Source organism: Finegoldia magna (genome assembly GCF_018371055.1).
GTDB classification, from domain to species: Bacteria; Bacillota; Clostridia; order Tissierellales; family Peptoniphilaceae; genus Finegoldia; species Finegoldia magna_I.
Genome location: NZ_JAGYZD010000137.1, coordinates 1 through 4,718, shown reverse-complemented (window position 1 = coordinate 4,718; position 4,718 = coordinate 1). Strand labels below are relative to the sequence as shown.

Genomic DNA, 4,718 nt, shown 5'->3' with positions numbered 1-4,718 from the left:
TATAGCTGTAATTTTCTTTTCGAAATTTGAATTGTATGCTTTGGCTAAATTTGCTGTGTTTTGATCAAAACTAAACACACCAACATTGTCAAAACTATCTATTCTTCTGTTCAATAAGCTCAATGCGCTATTTGAATTTTCGTCATAATCATTTGAAAGTACGCTAACTGTTTCAAGTCCCAATTTGTTTTGCAATTGTTCTTTGCTGAAAATATTAGGATCTTTGTAATATGAAGCGAATGCATATGCTAGACCTATTAACATTCCCAAGAACAATCCTATTGCTGTGTCTATTTTATTGATAAGTTGTTTGATTTTTTTCTTAGCATTTGGTGCATCAACGACTTGAATATTATCTTTTTTCATTGTCTTTTTAGTCAAATCTGTAATAGCTTTTAATGATTCTTCCAATACTTTGTTAGTTTGTTGAGCGCTTTCACTTGAATATTCCATTTCAATAATTGATGTAGATGGAACGCTTTTTACTTTCAAATCTTTTCTTAAATCAGAAGAGCTAACACCATTTCCTACTTTTTCTGCTACTGTATCCAAAACTGAATTTGATTTAATCAACTGTTCAACATTTGAAACCAATTGTGTATTGATCATTGCGTCTACTTTGGAAACAACTGCTCCTTCTTTTTCAAAATCTTCTGGACTTCCCACCATTATTGAAACTTTTGATGAGTAAGAGTCCTTTCCCAAAACATTATTAAAAACATTTGTCAATAACGCACACACAAGCATTATTATTATAATGTGTGGCAATTTTCTAAGTATTGCTTGCCACGCTTCTTTTAAATTTAATTCTTCCAAGTTTATATCTCCTTAACTTTTTTATCTCTTTTACTCAATAACCACATTAAAATTATGCTCATAATCAATCCGTGATATAGAAGTCCTGTAAGTAAATCTACACTAATAAGATTGAACACAGGAACAATAGTTATTGCTATTGCTACCCACAAAGGCATTTTTTTGTATGAGATTTCATCCATAATTCCAATTAACCAACCAGTTATCGCAGAATAAGTTAACATTCCGTAAAAACCAAAGTTAGCGTATCCATTTGCAATGAATCCAGTATTTACCCAAGTATTTGGATGACCGTAATAAATCATCGAAATCAATGCTTGGATTGGATAATTATATGGATACAATCTTCCTCCAAATACCCAAGATTTGTCTGTCAAATACACGAAATCAATGTTTTTGAATGCATCATAATATCTGAAATGATTATCTGCAGTTACCATGAAAACACGTCTTACAATTACACTTATCGGTTGCCAATTATCAGTTATCAAATAAAAAGCTAAACACAAAAATGTAAGCCCCGCTAGTCCCATAGTCATTAAATTTCCAGTGTATTTGTTTCCCTTTACGATAGCTATAAAAATTACCAAAACCGGATAAAATAGCATTGACTTATGTGAAGTAAATCCAAAGAAAAATACTTGGCAAATCAATGTGATTACAGTTCCTAATTTTTTTCTATCCCAAAGGCAGAACACCAACAAAGTTGGGTTGATAATTTTACCATACCAGTTCATAAAATATGCAAATGGTCCTGGGAAGATTACTTCCGCGATTTCCCTTCTAGTGTCGTATACTTTTCTAAAATCGAAATTCAAATATTTTAGTCCGCCTCGCATTATTATCCAGGCAAACATCAATATTCCCACCAGTGCAAAAGCATAGACTATGAAATTTTCGTTGATTTTTTTATCCGAGAAAGATAATCTCAATTTCGGTGAATTAGCGAAAATTTGAATTGTATAAAACGATGCTATCAACATGTACATATATAATCTGGAGAAATCCTTATAAGGATATATATTTAAACATGGTATGATTATCAAAACATAAAATAGCATCAGATAAAAATCACTGACTCTCTCTACTTTATGCCTTATCGTATAACACATTATCACAACCAAAGCGTATGATTCTATCAATTTGTAAATATTTAAATTGTTCACAAGCCCCATGTACGAAAACAATGGACTTATCGCATAAGAATAGCTCAAATCCAAAAACAATTTAAACATCAATGATAAAAACACAAAAAACCCTTTTGATTGGAACAATGCTTTTATATCATCAGTCATAAATTCCCCTTTTCATTTTTTTACTAAATTAGTATACCATAATTAAACGCGATAATAAACTAATTTACTTTATTTTTAGGGATTTCTCCTTTTTTAAATTGCATAATATTATCAAAAGTAAATTCTCCCATTTGAACTCTCGCAAGTTTAGTTGCATTTCCCAAATGAGGCGCCAATAAAATATTCTTGGCATTTCTCAAATCTTCTGAAATTTTGGGCTCAAATTCGTACACATCCAATGCACAACCAGCAATTTCTCCATTATTTAATGCATTTATCAAATCTTGTTCGCTAATAACTTTGCCACGCGATGCGTTGATAAGATATGCTGATTTTTTCATTTTTGAGAATGCTTTTGCATCTATTAAGTGATGTAGTTTTTCGCTATAAGCTGTGTGTAAAGTTATTACGTCACTGTTTTCAAGTAAATAATCTAAATCTACTTGCTTTGCCCCATCAACTTCCTTTTTGCTACGATTGTAGAATATCACATCCATGTCAAACGCTTTGGCTTTTCTCATAACTTCAGTTCCAATTCTTCCAAGTCCGATTATTCCCAAAGTTTTACCTTCCAATGTTTCTCCCAAACCATACACAGGCTTCCAGCCTTCAAATGAATCATCATAACAATCAGAATTCATTTTTGTAATATTTCTGAGTAGATCTATCATCAAACCAAAAGTCAATTCTGCAGTTGATTTTGTCGATGCAGATGCAGGTGCGTTTGTGACAATTATTCCTTTTTCTTTTGCGTAATTAATGTCCACATTATCAAAACCAGCGCCGTAATTTGCAATTATTTTCAAATTTTTAGCTGCATCGATAATTTCTGAATCGATTTTTTCACTCAAAGGACACACTAAAGCTTCTGCATCTTTTATTCTGGTTTTCAATTCTTCTTTTGACAAAAAGTCCAAACTATCGTGATAATCTACTTCAAAATTCTCTTCGTATTTTTTAATAATTTCTTCAGGGATTCTATTAGTAATCAAAACTTTCATTACATATCCTCCATTTTTATTGTAGTCATTTTTCTATTTTCAAACATCGCCAAATACTTTGCATCCACGCTTTTTAATAATTTGAAAGCATCATCAAAGTGATATCTGTAATAATTTTCATAGTGCGCATCGCTACCAACTGAGAATAATTTGCCCTTCATTTTCACATATTTTTTGAGCGCAAATGTGTAATATTCTAAGTTGTCGTATTGGTACACGCTTCTAGTGTTAAGCTCCAAGGCTTTTTCATCATTAATGATTTCTGCAAGAACTTTTGTCAAATATTCATCTACAATGTCCATATTTTTAGATTCCAATTTATTAAGTCTCAATGCGTAATCAATGTGTGTTAACACATCAAAATCTTTGAAATTATTCACAGCTTCCAGCATTTTTTCAAAATAATTTGTAAGAAACTCTCTTTGAGAATAATCTTCTGGCTTTGGATTCATAAAATCTTTGCCTCCATATTGATGAATTGATAGAAGTTGAATGTCATAATCTCTGCTGTTCACAGTGTTTTTGATTTTCTCTAAGTTTTCGGTTGTGTATCCAATTTCTATTCCTTTTAAGATTTTTTGTGAACTCTTTTGGTTGTGTTCTTCAATCACTTTTACGTATTTGTCGTAATCAATGTCCACATCCTCAACTCTACCATCATTATATGTAAATCCATAATCCAAGTGTTCGGTGGTGATAATGTCACCTTTGACAAGTTTCAAATAATTCTCAAATTTTTCTTTACTATCAAATGAAAATTCCGTATGACAATGTTGATCTCTATAATACATATAACTCCTTAAATGAACGAAAAGATGCTAAATATTTAGCATCTTTTACAATTATCCTTCTACTATTTTAATACCGCTTGATGCTCCGATTCTATCTGCTCCATTTTCTATCATAGATAAAGCTTCTTCTCTAGAATGAATTCCACCACTTGCTTTTACCATAGCTTTGTTACCTACAGTATCTTTCATCAATTTGACATCTTCTACTTTTGCTCCTCCTGTTGAAAAACCTGTAGAAGTCTTCACGAAATCAGCGCCGCACTTCACGGAGATTTCACAAGCTTTTTTCTTTTCTTCATCAGTTAATAAACAAGTTTCGATGATTACTTTCAAAACTTTTCCTTTTGTAGCATCTCTTACAGCTTGGATGTCCTTTTCGACATAATCATAATCTTTTTCTTTTAATTTGCCGATATTGATAACCATGTCGATTTCATCTGCACCATCTTCGATTGCTGTCTTTGCTTCAAAAGCTTTTGATTTGATACTCATAGCACCAAGTGGAAATCCCACAACAGTGCACACCAAAACACTTGAATTTTCCAAAGACTTTTTAACCAAAGATGTGTAACAAGAATTTACGCACACGCTTTTAAAATCGTATTTAACTGCCTCATCGCAGATTTTTTTGATGTCAGCCGATGTTGCATCTGCTTTTAATAAAGTATGGTCGATATATTTATTTAATTCCATATTATTCACCTAATTCCAATGCTATTTCCATCATTTTTGTAAATGATGTTTGTCTTTCTTCAGGAGTAGTTTGCTTATCTGAATGGAATGAGTCAGAAATTGTCAAAATAGTCAAAGCTCTT

5 protein-coding genes are annotated in these 4,718 nt (G+C 31.8%); all 5 read right to left on the bottom strand.

Features of this window, described 5'->3' with window-relative positions:
• Positions 1 to 816 (bottom strand): YveK family protein (locus KHW44_RS06535; RefSeq protein ID WP_304067456.1); only part of this gene is annotated, 816 nt, incomplete at its 3' end.
• A 2-nt stretch (positions 817 to 818) separates the two neighbouring features.
• Positions 819 to 2,111, bottom strand: coding sequence for a hypothetical protein (locus tag KHW44_RS06530; RefSeq protein ID WP_278726465.1), 1,293 nt, complete (start codon positions 2,109 to 2,111; stop codon positions 819 to 821).
• A 59-nt stretch (positions 2,112 to 2,170) separates the two neighbouring features.
• Positions 2,171 to 3,112, bottom strand: coding sequence for a 2-hydroxyacid dehydrogenase family protein (locus KHW44_RS06525; protein ID WP_278730656.1), 942 nt, complete (start codon positions 3,110 to 3,112; stop codon positions 2,171 to 2,173).
• Positions 3,112 to 3,903, bottom strand: coding sequence for a histidinol-phosphatase HisJ family protein (locus KHW44_RS06520; RefSeq protein WP_304067446.1), 792 nt, complete (start codon positions 3,901 to 3,903; stop codon positions 3,112 to 3,114). The genes KHW44_RS06525 and KHW44_RS06520 overlap by 1 nt, the downstream gene beginning before the upstream one ends.
• 51 nt (positions 3,904 to 3,954) lie before the next feature.
• Positions 3,955 to 4,596: a deoxyribose-phosphate aldolase gene (deoC, locus tag KHW44_RS06515; RefSeq protein WP_304067443.1), complete on the bottom strand. Its 642-nt coding sequence runs from the start codon at positions 4,594 to 4,596 to the stop codon at positions 3,955 to 3,957.
• Positions 4,597 to 4,718: the final 122 nt, after the last annotated feature.